At 32.6% G+C, this 15817-nt stretch carries 11 protein-coding genes; 1 reads left to right on the top strand and 10 read right to left on the bottom strand.

The window, feature by feature from the left end; translation table 11 throughout:
* Window positions 1–5: 5 nt before the first annotated feature.
* From ACQKNX_RS08270 to ACQKNX_RS08240, 7 genes are all read right to left on the bottom strand, one after another.
* Window positions 6–791: a phage tail domain-containing protein gene (locus ACQKNX_RS08270; protein ID WP_427428479.1), complete on the bottom strand. Its 786-nt coding sequence runs from the start codon at window positions 789–791 to the stop codon at window positions 6–8.
* On the bottom strand, window positions 791–7090 hold the full coding sequence (locus ACQKNX_RS08265) for a phage tail tape measure protein (protein WP_427429172.1): 6300 nt from the start codon (window positions 7088–7090) through the stop codon (window positions 791–793). Before ACQKNX_RS08265 ends, ACQKNX_RS08270 begins: the two co-directional genes overlap by 1 nt.
* A gap of 165 nt (window positions 7091–7255) precedes the next feature.
* Complete coding sequence (locus ACQKNX_RS08260; RefSeq protein ID WP_427428478.1) at window positions 7256–8929, bottom strand: zinc-ribbon domain-containing protein; 1674 nt, start codon at window positions 8927–8929, stop codon at window positions 7256–7258.
* Between the two features lie 853 nt (window positions 8930–9782).
* The gene (locus ACQKNX_RS08255; RefSeq protein WP_427428477.1) at window positions 9783–11642 is read right to left on the bottom strand and encodes a hypothetical protein; all 1860 of its coding nucleotides are present in this window, start codon (window positions 11640–11642) and stop codon (window positions 9783–9785) included.
* A gap of 103 nt (window positions 11643–11745) precedes the next feature.
* Complete coding sequence (locus ACQKNX_RS08250; RefSeq protein ID WP_427428476.1) at window positions 11746–12249, bottom strand: hypothetical protein; 504 nt, start codon at window positions 12247–12249, stop codon at window positions 11746–11748.
* A 76-nt stretch (window positions 12250–12325) separates the two neighbouring features.
* A complete protein-coding gene (locus ACQKNX_RS08245; protein ID WP_427428475.1) occupies window positions 12326–12553 on the bottom strand; it encodes a helix-turn-helix domain-containing protein in 228 nt (75 codons plus the stop codon).
* A 273-nt stretch (window positions 12554–12826) separates the two neighbouring features.
* Complete coding sequence (locus ACQKNX_RS08240; RefSeq protein WP_427428474.1) at window positions 12827–13039, bottom strand: helix-turn-helix domain-containing protein; 213 nt, start codon at window positions 13037–13039, stop codon at window positions 12827–12829.
* 153 nt (window positions 13040–13192) lie between these two features.
* Here ACQKNX_RS08240 and ACQKNX_RS08235 point away from each other — a divergent pair, with 153 nt between their 5' ends.
* Window positions 13193–13633, top strand: a complete 441-nt coding sequence (locus ACQKNX_RS08235) for a hypothetical protein (protein WP_427428473.1) — start codon at window positions 13193–13195, stop codon at window positions 13631–13633.
* Between the two features lie 150 nt (window positions 13634–13783).
* Here the strand turns inward: ACQKNX_RS08235 and ACQKNX_RS08230 are convergent, their stop codons facing one another.
* From ACQKNX_RS08230 to ACQKNX_RS08220, 3 genes are all read right to left on the bottom strand, one after another.
* A complete protein-coding gene (locus ACQKNX_RS08230; RefSeq protein ID WP_427428472.1) occupies window positions 13784–14071 on the bottom strand; it encodes a hypothetical protein in 288 nt (95 codons plus the stop codon).
* 155 nt (window positions 14072–14226) lie between these two features.
* Entirely contained in the window at window positions 14227–15231 is a 1005-nt protein-coding gene (locus ACQKNX_RS08225; protein ID WP_427429171.1) for a tyrosine-type recombinase/integrase, read from the bottom strand.
* Window positions 15232–15310: 79 nt separating this feature from the next.
* The gene (locus ACQKNX_RS08220; RefSeq protein WP_427428471.1) at window positions 15311–15817 is read right to left on the bottom strand and encodes a hypothetical protein; all 507 of its coding nucleotides are present in this window, start codon (window positions 15815–15817) and stop codon (window positions 15311–15313) included.

Here is a 15817-nt window from a genome sequence, read left to right as displayed (position 1 = left end):
CTCAATTAGTAATCGTATATAGGTCTATCAGCATTTAAGTATTTATATTCGTAATAAAACTCACAATCGAAATTCCCCTTGAATGTAAACTTAGCTGAAGTTTGAGCTTCGAAATCTAACCAAACGTCATTATGATTATCAAATAAATATCTATTTAATGATTTCTGAAAACTACTCATGATCTCTTCGTTTTCACAGTTGACCAATACAACCTCATTGTTGTATAAGCCTTTAAGTATAAACTCCTGTTCATTAAGTTCATTCTTAATCGAGATGTCACCATCACCAATTTTTGTGATTTTTAATTGAGGTCTAATATCTAAGTCACCCTCATTGAAAAATTCTTCAGATAGCGAATCTCTTACTTCTAAGTAATTAGGGATTAAAGGGGAATAAGTGTGGTATGTGTCACATCTAACATTGAGAGTGACGTAACCTTCTTGACAACCGTTATGTATTAGTTCACTATTTCCTTCGATAATTGCGTAAAATATCATCTCAGTTGAAAAGTCTAAAATTAAAGGCTTATAGTAATCTTGAAATAACCATCTTGAAATTGCCCTTAAATTGTTTCTATCTTCCCATTCCTCAATAAAAAAGGACAAAGAAAAAGAGAGTGGATTGATGTCCACTCCCTTAAAATAAGGTCTACCTTTACCATTAACTTTTACTTCCTTTAAGGTACGATTGGGGAGGAAAATATCTTTATATAATCCACCTTCATGAACCAACGTAACCCCCATATCACGACTCGACTTTCCGTTGTATGTAAAATGCATAGATTGTAACATTAGAATTTACCTCCTTTCTTCGTTCTAATTTCATTCATGATGTTGGTAGCAAATTGCTTTGCACCATCTTTGGAAGTATTATTAATATTTCCAGTAAAATTGATTTCGTATGTATCGCCTCCACTAGAATTAGAAATATTACTCATCAAACTAGCAGGCTTTGTCATTGTTTTCAACACAGGAGTAAAGAATTGCGTCGCACGTTGCATCACATTTGACATATCGAGTAGATTTTTAGTATCGAGAGGGGAGTTGATTAATTCATTAGGATGAACGATCATTTCTTTACCGCCTTTACCATCAATACCATTACTACTCCAACTAGTCATGCCTCCACTTAATGCAGATGCACGAGATTTAAGAGAACTAGCCCATCGTTTAATTGCATTTTGCATTTCAGTACTTTCGAAAACATTGTAGTTGCTTGAAGCTATATTACTTAATCTGATTTGATCTTCTTTACTTAGCTTTGCTAATTCAGTGTTATAGTGTGAATTAGCTTCGATAGCAGACCCTTGTGCTCGACCTTCCTTTGCAAGAATATGAGCTTTTTCACGGATATTGTTTGCACGAACATCATTATATTGACTTGCCAGTACATCAGTCATATATTTTGCCATTATGACTTTTAAGTCAGCATCAGAAACTAACTTACTTTGAGAAGATTGTCCTCCAGAACTGTTAGAGCTACCTGAGCCATCAACAATACTACCAATTCCACCACTAGAACCAAGACCGTCATTAAAACCTCCAGAACTAATCTGCATCGAATTGAAGTCCTTAATCATCTTCATTGCTTCATCAAGGTTGTCAATAATGTTTTGTCTAATTGCCATACCAACAGCTTGCATAGTTCCATCCATAGTATCAGCTAACTGAGGCATAGTTGCAGTTAAATCATTGATATGTTGCTGTAATTCAGCTTGAACTTTATCAAAATGCCCATTCATAATGTCTTCTCTTATTTGAGCAAATTTACGTTCATCGTTGAGTAGGTCAGAATAGTGCTTTTCCCAATATTTCTTTTGACGTTCAATAGCTTTTAGTACAGCTTCATGTTCTTTGTCCTGAGCATCGATTTTGCCATTTATTTCATCTTCTTTAGATTCAAGTAGGTCATTTAAACCTTGCTTTTGTAGTTCGATATCACGATCATGACGTTTCTCAGCAATATCCTTATCGATCTTATCTAACTGCTCTTGTAGCTTTTTACGCTTAGATTTAGCTTCATTTGAGTTATCTAGTGAGAGTAGGTTAATTTGTGATTGGATTTTACTTCTTTCTTTCTCCATATCATCAATTTCCATATTATAATCTCGTTCAGCTTCTTGACGATCAATTAAACGAAGTTTTTCCTCAATATTTTTACGATATAGATTCATTTCATCGTTTAGTTGTTTCATGATTTGATTATGTTTTTCATTCTCACGTTCTATCTCTTCATCAAGTATTTTCATACGTTCGTCACGATATTCTTGATAAGCTTCTTTTAAAGCATTTATTACATTATTAGCGATATCTTTACGTTGATTTTCGATAGAATCTTTTAATTGCTTATTATAATCTTTGATTGCTAAGGTTGCATTCAGATAAGCCAAATGCTCATCTTCTATTGATTCCAGTATCTCTTTCCGTCTCTCTATAGAGATATCCTGTAGTTTTAATTCTTCAATTAAATCCCCACGAGTTTTTAGATGTTGATCAGCCATTTGTTTCGAAATCTCAATCATCTTCTTAGTGTAATTAGCATAATCAGCAGAGCCTTCTTCAAACATCTTGCGAATGGCATCAGATCTATCTAATTCAAATTGCATATCATCAATTTTAGCGTCAGACTGAGTTTTAATATTAACAATAATATTAAAATTACCTTCTTGAATATCAAGTTGTAATTGTTTAATTTCTTTATTTAATTCATTAACTCTATTCTTAGCTTTATCTAATGCATCACCATATAACTTTCCGTTTGTAATTAATTGTTCAAGACTATTTAATTCATAACGATTGATATTTTGTTTTTCTAACATTGTAGCTTTAATTTTATCTAGTGATTTTAGATATGATATTGACGACTTATCTAATTCCTCTAACAATAATGTATTGTATTCAATCGATGAATCTTTGATGCTTCTTTGTTTATCGTAGTTAGATGTTATCTCTTCGACTAGTTCTGAATAGGATTCAAGTTTTGAATTGTCTAAGTCTTTTAGAGAAAAGTCAATTTCACTATTAATTTTACCTAGTTCATGTAATCTGTCTGTATATTCTTCAACAACTTTTGCAGATAATGTACCACTATTGATAAATTGCTTTAACTGTTCAATCTCAGCTTTGTTTATATCTTTCTTAGCATTCAACGCATTTGAAGCTCTAACTAATTCATCACGATATGCTTGAGATGATTTTGTTAATTTATTTAGACGATTATCACTATTTTCTAAGAATTTATCGTAGTTAGATTTTTTAAATTCATAACTAGCTAGGGAAGTATCGATGGCTCTTCTTTCTAGATTACTGATTTTTTCTTCTTGATCTAATATATCGCCATAAAGTCCATTTAAATCAGATTTAGCCTGATCAATTGCCTGTTGAGTATTGTCTACAGTTGAAACGCCACTTGATGAAGTTTCTGTTCCTGCTTTTTTAGTACCATTCCTAATTGGATTAAAATAAGGACTAGCATCCAACACCTTACCTGAAGCATTGTTTACTTCATAGTGTAAATGAGAACCAGTAGAATCTCCGGTAGAACCTGCTTCACCGATTTTAGCTCCTGCTTCAACAATATCTCCAACCTTAACTGAGATTTTAGAAAGGTGTGCATAGATGTGTTCCAAATTGTTTTCATCTTTAACCCTTACAACGTTACCATAAGAGTTGTGAAAACCTGCTTTCACGACTTCACCTTTGTAGAATGCATCAATTCTTGAACCTAACGGTTGAGCAATATCAATTCCACGATGAGTTTCGTTTTTTCCAGTAATAGGATTTTTCCTTGCAGTTTGCATACTAGTAATTCTTCCATCAGCACCATGTATCTTACCATTTGAACTAGATGAAACTTGAGTTGTACTTGAAACAGTACCAGTTTGTTTGATTTTACCAGATGCTATTTGAGATTGAAGTGCCTTAGCTTGCTTCTCAATTAAAGCTAGTTTGTCTTTCTCAAGCTTAATCTGCGTTTCAAGTGATTGTTTATATCCATCAGAGTGCTCAGGTAGGGTGGATTGAAGTTTAACTTGCTTCTCAATTTCTAAGTTTAATGCTTCAAGTGATGCTTTATACTCATCAGTAACATAAATTGAATCTTTAGTGGTTTTGTTGGAGTCTTTTTGAGATGAATTAGATTTATTTGTTGATTTATCATTTTCTTCAAGAGCTTTATTGGTATTAGAGAGAGAAGTAGCGTATGTCGATTGAGTACCAGATAGGGTAGCAAGTTCAGCTTGTCTTAATGCGACTTTATTGTTTGCTTGTTGTGCTAATTTTTCTTGACGGAGATAGTCAGCATCAGTCATGACACCTTTATCTTTACTCATAGAGTTAATAATTTTATTATAGTTGGCTTGTAAAGTATCTAAGGCTCTAATTTCAGCGTTAATATTATTAATACGTCTATTAGTTTCCTCTAGGTGGGCAATAGTAGCTCTACCTTCTGCATTCATCTTACCTTGAGCAGATAATTCATAAGCTTTGAGCAATGCTTGATTTGCTTTATTTTCAGAGTTAATAATCCCAATAGCTTGTTCTCGTTGTTTAGATGTACCTTTTAGCAAGTTTGTAAGTTGGGGATATAGTGCAGATAGTAATTCTAATGAATTTGCTAAGGATAATTCCTGTTGCTCGGTACGTTCAGATACATTACCTAAAAATTCAATAACTGTGATCGAATCTGAAATTGCCTTAACTTGTGCTTCAGAAATACCTACAATTTGTTCTTGGACTGATGATAAATCTTTTAGTTTATCAATTTGCTTTTGGAGTACTTCTGGTAATTGACTTGCTGATTCGCCTAGACCGTCAACTTCCTCGGAACTTTCTCTTGCAAGTGCCTTCATTTCAGCAAGAGTCTTACTTGTTCCTTTTACTTCTGGTGATAATTTAGAAAATTCATCTTTCGTTGACGACAATTCATTATTTAATGCCTTTATAACTGCATTAATTTGAGTATCAGTAAGTGTTCCATCTTTAGATAAGGCTTTCTTTAATGCTCCGATACTAATTTTAGTTTTAGTAGCCATTTCATCGAAGTTTTCAGATGTAGCTTTATTTAGATTGTCAAAGCTAGATATAACATCTTCAGTTAGTTCATTTGCATTTATATCTCCAAATATGGCGGAAAGGGTATCATGTAATTTTACAACATTATTAGGATCACTGGCAGAAATCAAACTAGCTACCAATTCATTAGCTGATTGTTTAGCGCTGTCAGACAATTCACCTTGTTTACTGATAACTTGCTCTAACGAATTAAGATAATCGCTTTTTAAAGAAGAACTACTTTGGCGAATAGCAATATCAGATTCATATAATTTTTTTAAGTAGTTCTCAGCATATTTTTCAAGAGACTTATAATAATTTACTACTTCAGTATTACCGTTAGTTTCAGCTAGTTTTCTTTTCTCCTGAATGTCGACTAATTGCTTAGAAAGGTCGTCTGTAGTTTTAAGTAATGGATTTCCTTTTTCATCTACAAACTTTATCTTGTACTCTGCATCAATCATGTGTTCCAAATTAGTTCCTAGCGCATCATTTGTAAACATACCGAGCGTCTTTTTAACATCGTCTTTGGAGTCTTTCATTGAATCTTCATTAGCTGAAATACGGTCTTTTCGTGTGTTAGATTCTTCTAATTGTGCTTTTTCTTTTTCTACAGCTAAATGCTCTTTCAGCAAATCTGTCTTGATTCTTATGTATTCTGCGCTACCGATTAATTTATTGCCATATTTATCTTCACCAGTTACTAAAGAGGGCATTAATGTTGCTATTTCGTTTTGTATATCTCTGTATTCTGCAAGTTGAGTATTATCAAGTTCACCATTTTGTTGTACCTTATTTAACTCTTCGTAACGGTTTACTAATTCATCAATTTTATCAGCATTTTGACCATAGGAATTTAACATCTCTTTGTTTGCAGATTCTAACTCTTCTGCTTTTTGTCTTGCATTACCCATAGCACTTATTATTTTCTCTAAAACGATACCAACTGCCACGAAAGCCAAGCCGATTCCTGTAGAAGCAATTAGACCTTTTAGAGCAATACCTAATCTAGCAGTACTTGCTGTTGTTGCCTCACTTGCAGTTTTTACAGCGAGTATTCCACCTGATAGAGATTTGCTCTGTATTGATGCTTTCGTGAACGTAGTTCCCACTAATAACATATCAGTTGCTAAAGTTCTCGCTCTTGTACTCATTAAGAGCAATGCCGTTGAACCGAGTCCTAATGCAATAGGTAGTGCTCCTATAACTCCAACTGTTTTAGTCATTACTTCTAAAAATGAAGCCGTACCTTGTAAGAAGGCAATCATTCCATCAGTTAAAAATGCATCGCCAATTGAGACAGCTAACTTTTCTACTTCAACACGAGCCAAACTGATACGGGCTTCTAACGATCTCATGTAAATTTCATTTTCACGAGAAGCTGAACCTGCACTATTTTTAGACGTTTCATACATAGAACGGTACATCGAATCAGCAGAACCTAAATCATCAAGGAATGCTTGCATACGAGAAATATGGTACTTACCAGCTAAACCCTCTGTTACCGCTATTTTTTCGATATCAGAAATACCTTTTACTTTTTCTGCAACTTCACTATATACCTCTACTACATCACGCAAATTACCAAATTCATCTTCAAGTGAAATACCTAAGCCAGATAGGGTAGATTGCGCTTTATCACTTACTAATCTAGGCAACACATTCTTCAAAAAGTTACCGATTTCGTCACCGCTTTGCTTCGTACTTGCAGTTAGAGTTCCGATTATAGCTGTGGTTTGATCGAAATCTAAATTCATGGCTTTAGCAGTAGCTGATGACCTTGCTAAACCACGAAAAACCTTTTCAGTAGTGGTTGCATAGTTGTTACTTACATTATTAAGACTGTCTATAATCTTCATAGCGTCTTTGGCTTCCATTTTCCATTGCACTAAGCTTGAAGTTAAATATTCTGACGCTGATTGAGCTGTGATTTCGCCTACGTTAGATGCTATTAATCCTGCATCAGCGAGGGTACCTAATTCATCACCTTTATAACCTTGACGAGCAAATTCTATGTACGCATCAAGAGCTTTACTTATGCTTTGCGATTATACCGCTAGTTTCCTAGTACTTTAACTCTGCTTATTTCATCAGACGGTCTAGACTGTATCATTAACTCATAATCCACCTTTAATCACATTCCACTGTTTAGTAAGGAGATCAATAAAAATAGAGTAGGGGGAGTTAACCCTACTCATCGAAATTTAGTGTATTTTTCTATACTCCCATGACCTTTTTGTAGATTCCTTCGTAGTGTAATTGCATAGATTCATTTTGACACCTTTACTCAAATACTTTGAAGTAGATACTCTGCTTTTCTGAATGATACTAGATATATAAGGTACAGAATATCCTTTATTCCACATCTCTATAGCTTCAAAAACTACACTTTTTTGAGAATTAGTAAATATTTGATTCCAATTCAGATCAGCATTGAAGATATTTAATAGACGACTATCTATTATATTTTTCTTTATATAATCAAATTCACTGTATCGTGCATCAATAACAATATATAAATCAATACCATTTTCTTTAGCTAATTGCTCTTTCAATCTATCGTTTTCTTGTTCTTCAACGAGTAGTCGACCTCTACCTGTTTCCTCATAATGTTGCTCTCCATGTACCTCAATAATCATTTTGTAGGATGGAATGTAAAAGTCATAGCGTTTCCCTTGCGACCACGTGAAAGTTAATTCATAAATGAAATCTGTAGATAGTTCCCTCAAAGTGTGGTACAAAACTCTTTCAGGGAAAGAAAATCCGTCTGAACAACTATTACATCTAATATTTTGTTTTTGCATTTGATGTACCTTTTTATTCTTAATGCAATCTCCGCAGTCTCTACAAACCCAATCTAATTTTACATCTGTGCCAAAAGTATATTTATATCCGTCCTCAGGATCATTGAGTAGGGAGGCGAGTTCTGGATTAGTCGTCCACATGTCATTGAAGCCTTTGAGAACCTTAGAATTTGAACAATATGGACATTTTGAATTTAGTGTATTTCTATTGGATATTTTGGCAAGCCATTCATGTCCACAATCACCTATCCACCAAGCCTGATTACCGCTATTTGAAGTAATGTCATGAATGGATAAATGACCATTCTTTGTAGGGTGCCATTCTTGTGCTAAATCCGGTCTTAATGTTGCGAGTGAATTAATCTCGCTTACCTTTCGCCCAGAACAGTAAGGACACCCTTTCCCACTATTACGACTATATACTTCAGCCACCCATTCGTGATTATCGTACATATTACATTTCCACCATACTTTTTCCTTAGAACCGCATGTTACATCATGTGGAGTTAAATTACCGTTCTTTGGAAGATTCCATTCTTTAGATAATTGGGGATTTAATGTAGCTAAAGAATTAGTGTTATTTACCTTTTGCCCTGAACAGTATGGACATCCATTACCTTTACTCCGACTTCCGATAGTTGCTTGCCATTCATGACTTAAACTACAAGTCCACCAAACTAAGTTTCTACCTGCTTTTGTCACATCATGAGGAGTTAAATCTCCGTTCTTGATAGGGTGCCATTCTTTTGCTAAGGTAGGGTTTTTAGTTGCGAGTGAATTAGTATGATTGATCATTTTGCCGTGACAATATGGGCAATTTTGACCTCTAGTTCGCAATTCTACATTCCGTTGATAACTACTCTTGCACTTAGGGCAATTCCACCAAGCTTTTTTATCACTACCTTTAGTAACCTTATAAACATCTAAGCCTAATTCATCATTCTTCTCGAAGTCCCATTCTTCAAATAGGTGAGGGGAGTGTTTGAGCATTGCATTGTTTTTCAGTTTACTAACTTTATTTAAATCTATCTCATCATTAAATTTAATATTTGTGTATTTTTCTTCTTTATACATAATTAATTACCTCCTACAGTAATTTTATATTCTCCTAAATATAATAAATAGGGAAGTAAAGTTAGGATGCTTTACTTGTCGATACGGGTAATTACTCCTTATCTATCCCTATATCTAAATATTACCATATTAAATAACTTGTTACAATATGTAAATTTTGAATTTATATATTTATTTTAATAAATAGTGGAATGTGATTAATTTTAATTATGAGTTACACCTTGTCAGTCGTTCGAGCGTTTCTTTGATTGACGCTTCGGCGATTGTCCTGTCTTCTATTATAAATAGAAAAGGTAGAGTTCCCCCGATATTCGGTGTTCAATATAATGTCGCCATTATAAGGGGCTATTGTGTTAACCAAAGGTTTCTGCTGACTGAGTAGCTCGGTCAAATATTGCTCCCATATCAGTACCATCACCAGTAACCTTTTGAATAGATACTAATTTAGAATCGATATCAATTAAGATAGAAGCAAATTCTTTAGCTGTTCTGATCGTGCCATAAAATGCCGTACTTGCCGCCCAATTATATCTTCATTTAGAGTCGTTATTTCTAAACAGTCAATAAGACTTCTCTATGTCTCCATAGACGTTGAGACTATATCATCCTATTTCTAGGCTCTCCGTTTCCACTTTAATCAAGTATTACGTGATGATTACTCACAACTTGAACCACTTGGCGGTACTGTACTTCCTTGTCCATATCTAATTTATTATCACAATAGACTGATAGGCGGTTTCCATAGTCGTTACACGTTCGTACATATGTATTATCGCAATAGATATGTTTGCTTCGCTCGGTATTATCCATCAAGGGTTTCCACCGAATTAGAAGAGTTTATTCTGGACTTTGGCTAGTTAATCCAGATGGGGAAGCGCTCCATTGCAATTTTGAAGGCATCCAATACCCCAGTAGAATTTCTACCTGCTTGGGTTGATTCTGCACCAAACTGTTTTACTTTTTCTTTAAGTGTATCGATGTCTTTTTGATTATTTCTTAATGCGGTAGGATTTAATATATTTAATTTACTTAATCTTTCAATTTCTGCTCTTATTTCTGTAACTTTATTTTTATCTATTGAACGAGGGAATAATTTCTCAGTTCGTGTTAATTCGGAATTAAGTCTTACTAAGGAATTCTGCTGTTTTTCAAAAGTATCTACATTTTTCTGTTTACTACTTATCTGGTCAAACTTAGTGCCCATCTGTGTTAATAAATTATTAATATGAGCTAAATTACCAGACTCTATCCTTGATAATGAATTTGCAAATTTATTCATTTCTTGTGTAGTAAGTAATCCAGAATCTTTCATTTTCTGAAGTAGATTATTTATTTCACGAGTCTTAGTTTCAAATTGCTTAAGATTATTTCCTTCTTGACCAAGTTGGCTAATATTCTTACCTGTTTCAGATATTAGTTTATTTAATTTCTCAATATCTTTAGGGCTATTGATCTTCATATTGCTAATTGAATCAATATCAGTCTTAATTCGACTTAGTATTGAATTGTTAGAAGAAATATTAAAACTATTTGTTACATTTTTTAACTTGAAATTTAAACGTTCAACTTCTGTTCCAATATTTTTAAATGCATTTGTTATCTGATTATCTACTTTTGTAGTCTTACTAAAATCATTTATTGATTTATTTAATCTACTTAATTCAGCAGTTGTAGTGGCTAACTTAGCATCTTTTTCAAAGTTAGCAAATGCTGAAGACGTAATTGTGCCTTGACGTTGTAACAATTCTAAATATCGAATTGTTTCTTTATATTTATCTTGAAGTTTAATATATGTATTTATTTCTTTTTCTATATTCGAGAAGTCGCTATTAGCTGATTTCATACCTTTTACAGTATTGAAATTTGAACCTGCTAACTTATCTAATCTATTTAAGAATTTATCAACGACATTAGGGTCAAATGCATTATTTTTATCTTTAGTGAATTGATTTAACTTTGAGGATAATTCAATGGCTTGTTTATTAATATTTTGCATTGAATTCTGCATCTTATTATCATGAGATACTTCTTTGTTAATACTTCTCATTGATTCCAAGACTTTATTTAGTTGAGTATTATCCATAGAGGAGTTAATACTGATTCTAAACTTCTCATACTGATTAGTAGATAATTCACCTTGTCTCGCAAATTTGTTTAACTCATCGATTCCTTTTTTTATGTTTCTAGTTAAATCCTTAGAACTGATATCTGAAAGGTGTTCGCTTATTTGTTTAAATCCGACTATATCATTTCCACTGTATAAAGGTTGTAATTTTACAGTTTGAATTTGATTTAATCCAGATTTAACTCTTGTGACAACTTCACTTAATCGTTCTAACCCTGTAGTATCGTCTTTTACGGATGTAAATGAAATCTCGCCATTTTTGGATTTGACATGCTTAGAAAGCTGATCGATAGCATTCATTGATTCTACGACTTCTCGTTTAACACCTTGTGATAAGTTAACAGGAGTAGATTTGCTAACGCTTACGTTAGCTAGTTGGTTGTTTAATTCTTTTACTTGATTTTGTAAGGATTCAATTTCTTTACGCATACTTTCGAATCCATTACTTTTTCCTTTAGAAGCATTAATTTCTACATCAAGCTTTAAATCTTTTTTGAGGTTATCTAAATATGATGTAATATTACTTTTTGATTTATTATCAGCAACGCCTAACGCAATCAAAAGTTCGATAGGGGACTTAGTAGCCATTATAAAATTCCTCCTTTATAAATTTTGACAATATAAAAAACACCCCAAAATTAGGGTGTTGGTGATCGTAGAACTTATTTAATATTGTAATAGTAATGCTATATTAATCGGATAAATTATACTTTTCCATAATTTCCATTGTCATCAACATATCATTTTTCGCATCAGTAAAATAGTTACTTGCTACAGAGTTATCTATATCTGATTTGGTGTCCAGATGCTTTACTCTTGATTCAGCCCAAAGCTTTGTATTTAATAAAAAAGAAGAGAAGTAATTATCTATTTCTTGTTCATTATCATTTGCAGGGCGATAATTTAATCCATTTAAATATAATAAGTATTCTCTGTATAATTCTTTCTTTCCTTCACTGTCTACATCTTCTTTGACTGCTTCCGAAACATCAATTTGTTTCGATAAAGTATTCATCAAAATATTATAGTATCCAACTGTAATATCACCGCTTTGTACACCCGTAGGGAATTCAGTTAAGTCTACTTCTTGTTCATTACTATCCTGAGCCTTAGCACTTTCATTATCCGTTGTACATGCAACTAAAAATAAACTGCTACAAAGAAGCAATAATAAAAAATAATTCCTTAATTTCATAAACACACCTCCAAGAACATTATATTCCTTAGGATAATATTAACATGATTATGGAATTAAGGAAACAAATTCAAAATTATCTTCTTTTTATTGTAAGTACTTCATTGAAATCTGTTATTTCTAAGGCTTCCATAATTACAAAAAGGTGCTCTCTGTTGATTTGATTTTTGTTGTTTCTGTATAAGTCCGAAATTGTGGCCGATCTTAATTCCACTCCAGTTTTCTCTAAGACCAATTCTTTCAATTCTTTTTGAGAGCTAACGCCCTTAGAATTAGCCGCCTTATCTATTGTTAATTTTATCAATGTTCTACACCTCAAATGTATGTATAAATCTACTACATTTCATTATATGTACATGAGGAATAGAATTCAATTTATTACATATTTACGTATTTCTGTAATTATGTTATATTTTTGATACGAAATAATATTTTTTAATGAAAAAAGAGGGTGTTTATATTCAGTATTATTTTTGTTGCCATAGTTCTCATTTACTAAATTTCATAACTAATCAATCTTGAATATAGAAAAATACATACAGATAAGATAATTATGAAATTTGGATTCAAGTCTAAATTACTTTTCATCTGTAAAATCGATTAGCTCTCTTATATCACTTATGTTTAAAGCATTTGCTATTTTAACTAAAGCTGTTTTAGGAATTCTTTCTGTCTTATTATTTACTAATTCGGATATTGTTCTAGATGATAAGCCGGTTAGCTCTGCTAATACTTTTTGCTCCATATTTAATTTTTGTAGAAGTTCTTTTAATTTGATTTCAATATTCATCCCATACACCTCTTAAGTTATTATACAAGTTTCAAATTATAAATAAAATAACATGTTGACAATTACGTTAAAAGTAATTTACACTAAGCGTAAGTTACGCAAAACGTAATTATGTATGGTAAATCGCAAAATAGAGAAAAGGGGACATGGAAAATGAACACATTAATCGTATCAATCAAACTTATCGCAAAAGGGAATATCCCATCACAGGTTGAATTACTAGGCAAGCCAATTTATGAGAATGGTATATTGAAATCATTCGAGACACTCTATCAAGACTACAATTACGATGAAGAAAACAATCTTGACTTCAGTATTGAAAACTTTAACATGACAGTAGATGAGCATCCAGAGTTTACATACGAATTCACTAATTATTTCACTTTCAATGTCCTATCTGAAGGGGAGGCTGAATTCGAGTTTTGCGTACTTATCAAAGATGTACATGATGACTTAATTAATATAATTGATAACTTGATTACACCAGTCAATATAAAAATTTGCGATTTCAAATTCAAAGATGACTGTTATTGTTTTAACTTTAATATGGAAGTATCTACAATTACTAATGTAGAAATTCTAGATATTCATTAATAGGTAGGGGAGGTGAGAGGAGCTGTTTCTTACCTCTTCCTTTATATTTATGATAACATACAGATTGTTAATATTCAATATAAATTATGTATTTGTTTAATTAAAATTACAAATCAAAGACCTTACTTTTTAAGCAAGGTCAAGTGTAATTTAATTATTCAATCCCAAGACAACCATCCATCCACTACCTGCAACGCCTGAATCTACTTTTACTTTTTTAAATGTTTTCCATTCGTTACCTACTTCGAAAGCAACATCAATAAATTCTACATTTTTATTGTTATGATATTCTGCAAATTTGTCATGAGTAGTAGCTTCATTTTTATGGATATTAACAATCAACTTGTTATCCTCTTCAGTATAAATTCCTTTAGTATCAATATCAAATGTATCGTTGTCCATAATAAGTACTCTATCAAAATGTACTAGATTACTCATATTAACACCTCCTATTTACTCTATTATAACTAAAAAGGTAATATTTGTCCTGTATAGATTTCTGTAAACTTTATAAAATTCGACTATTATTAAATTATTCAAGTAAACCCCTACATTTGAAATAGGGGAATAGTTCAATTATTTAATCTCACGCCTTAACCATTATTACCAAAGATATTGTTCTTTTCTTCGGCGTGATCACGTAAATCGTAATGTGCAATAGTCGTTGAAATGTCCGAATGGTGAGCTACGAATTTACTGACTAACTTCATATCAATTCCTTGCTCCAAAAGGTAAGTAACACATGAGGCTTTAAATAAGTGAGGATTTATACGTCTTCCTAAAATATTCGATAATACGCTTGAACAGAAATAGTTAGCCCATTCACTTTCTACTTCTTTTATTTCATTTCCATATTTTTTAGTGAAAATGTACTCATGCTCATATCCTCGTTTTTCAAGCCATAATTTTATGTATTTCAATGCTTCTAAATTAATCATGTAAGGCTCTACTTTTCCATCTTCTCCTGAACCCTTCAAACGGACATTATGTGACATGATAAATGTAGCATCTTCTGGGACTTCATAGTTTGCAATTTCCGATTTAAACTGAATAATCTCATTTCTTCGAGCACCTACATTAAATGCTACTGCTAACCAAGCCATACCTAAGTAGTTCTCATCGTCTTCTAACACTTTCATCATTTCCTCATATTCTTGTAATGAAACTTTAACCTTTTCATACACTTGACTCTTCGGGATAGGGGGTAAGCCTCGGGTAAAGTTTCTGAAATGTTTGTAAGGATTTTCTTCGCCATCTTCATAGTCATCCATTACTACGTTTTCTATATAGTTACATAAGCTTGAGATAACTGCTTTACGAGTACCAATTGCAGACGGAGACATTTTACGATTATCACGTAAATAAGATAGGTATCTAATGATGTCTCTTTTCTTAATCTTGTAAATTGGTTTATTATTTAATGAATCACAAACAAACCATCCGAATTGACGCAACATAGATAAGTATTGTTTCTTGGTTTGAGGGGAGTGTGATTGAGATGAAATGTATTCACTAACCAAATCTCTGTATTCTTTATTGACTTCATTCCACATTTCATCAGTCACTTCAGGTAGTTTTCTTGCTCTGTCACGTAGCATATTCTTGTTAATATCTTGTTCTTTAATAGTCAAATAACATTCTCCTTTCAAAAGAATGAAATAAAAAAAGACTTGAAGTTTATTTCACTTCAAATCCAATTTTTCTGTATGCACTTTTTATGGCGTTGATTAGTGGGGCAGGGTTAGCCTGTATACGTTCAATGGTGGTTTGTACAAATGGTCTTGATTCACTCCAAACACCTCGTCTGTACCAATCACCAGAATCTTTATAACCATCCTCTATAATGTCAGTAATAAATTGACCATGCTTTGAATCGTAATCGTGCTCATAAATAGGAAGGTATCTTGTTTGTCCAAGTGTTAAGTTTTCAAATAGAACTCTAACTTTGCCACCATCGACTTCAACTTTTGTGATATGCATATTTCTCATATCGCTTAAACCACCATCATCGCCACGTCTAATGTATTGTTTAGGAGTATATCTAGCGTAAACTACATCACGAACTGCTTTAGACATTTCTTTAGCTAATACTTTTTCAATATTCTTATCCTTGAAAATGGTATTAATAATGTCTCCACGTTCCATATATCGTTGAAGTTGATTTAAGTCCTTAAACTGAACCAT

It is taken from the genome of Lysinibacillus sp. NPDC093712 (assembly GCF_050280025.1).
Lineage (GTDB): Bacteria > Bacillota > Bacilli > Bacillales_A > Planococcaceae > Lysinibacillus.
The sequence above is the reverse complement of the archived record's forward strand: the minus strand, read 5'-3'. Positions and strand labels throughout refer to the sequence as shown.

Coding starts and splice junctions, on each gene's coding strand:
- ACQKNX_RS08270 (WP_427428479.1), bottom strand. CDS start 791: ATGTTACAATCTATGCATTTTACATACAACGGAAAGTCGAGTCGTGAT.
- ACQKNX_RS08220 (WP_427428471.1), bottom strand. CDS start 15,817: ATGGTTCAGTTTAAGGACTTAAATCAACTTCAACGATATATGGAACGT.
- ACQKNX_RS08235 (WP_427428473.1), top strand. CDS start 13,193: ATGAACACATTAATCGTATCAATCAAACTTATCGCAAAAGGGAATATC.
- ACQKNX_RS08230 (WP_427428472.1), bottom strand. CDS start 14,071: ATGAGTAATCTAGTACATTTTGATAGAGTACTTATTATGGACAACGAT.
- ACQKNX_RS08250 (WP_427428476.1), bottom strand. CDS start 12,249: ATGAAATTAAGGAATTATTTTTTATTATTGCTTCTTTGTAGCAGTTTA.
- ACQKNX_RS08225 (WP_427429171.1), bottom strand. CDS start 15,231: ATGCTACGTGACAGAGCAAGAAAACTACCTGAAGTGACTGATGAAATG.
- ACQKNX_RS08255 (WP_427428477.1), bottom strand. CDS start 11,642: ATGGCTACTAAGTCCCCTATCGAACTTTTGATTGCGTTAGGCGTTGCT.
- ACQKNX_RS08240 (WP_427428474.1), bottom strand. CDS start 13,039: ATGAATATTGAAATCAAATTAAAAGAACTTCTACAAAAATTAAATATG.
- ACQKNX_RS08260 (WP_427428478.1), bottom strand. CDS start 8,929: ATGTATAAAGAAGAAAAATACACAAATATTAAATTTAATGATGAGATA.